Genomic DNA, 464 nt, shown 5'->3' with positions numbered 1-464 from the left:
TCTCATTTCTGAGCTGTTCTCTATTCGATCATGAATTATGCAGGCATCACAGAAGTTTGCAATTGGCTACATTGTTTTACCCATTCACTAGAACAGCTATCGCCATTCTATTACTTATAAGTTCCACAACATTGCTGTTTGCCCTCTGTTGCTTGCTCTTGTACTTTCATTCTGCATTGTTCAGTTTTCAAGGTGCTGACTTCCAGCCTCTTTCAAGGCCAGATCGAAACATCTGTTGCCAGGTGCTTCGATCCAGTATTGAATTGGTGGAGATAGTCGGACTCGAACCGACGACCCCCTGCTTGCAAAGCAGGTGCTCTCCCAGCTGAGCTATACCCCCATCGAGAGAGATTGTGGTGGGCCCAAGTGGACTCGAACCACCGACCTCACGATTATCAGTCGTGCGCTCTAGCCAGCTGAGCTATGGGCCCATCGGGCCGCGTGTACCCTCTAAATTAAACAAC

Annotated in this window: 2 tRNA genes; both read right to left on the bottom strand. The window is 48.3% G+C overall.

The features are described from left to right. Window positions 1-264 precede the first annotated feature (264 nt). Window positions 265-340 (bottom strand) — tRNA-Ala (locus tag ACTNB1_RS14905). Window positions 341-354: 14 nt separating this feature from the next. Then, a tRNA-Ile gene (locus ACTNB1_RS14900) sits at window positions 355-431 on the bottom strand. Window positions 432-464 lie beyond the last annotated feature (33 nt).

This window comes from Flavonifractor sp. HCP28S3_F3, from assembly GCF_052065355.1.
Classification (GTDB): domain Bacteria; phylum Bacillota; class Clostridia; order Oscillospirales; family Oscillospiraceae; genus Flavonifractor.
This window is presented reverse-complemented; position numbering and strand designations above follow the sequence as displayed.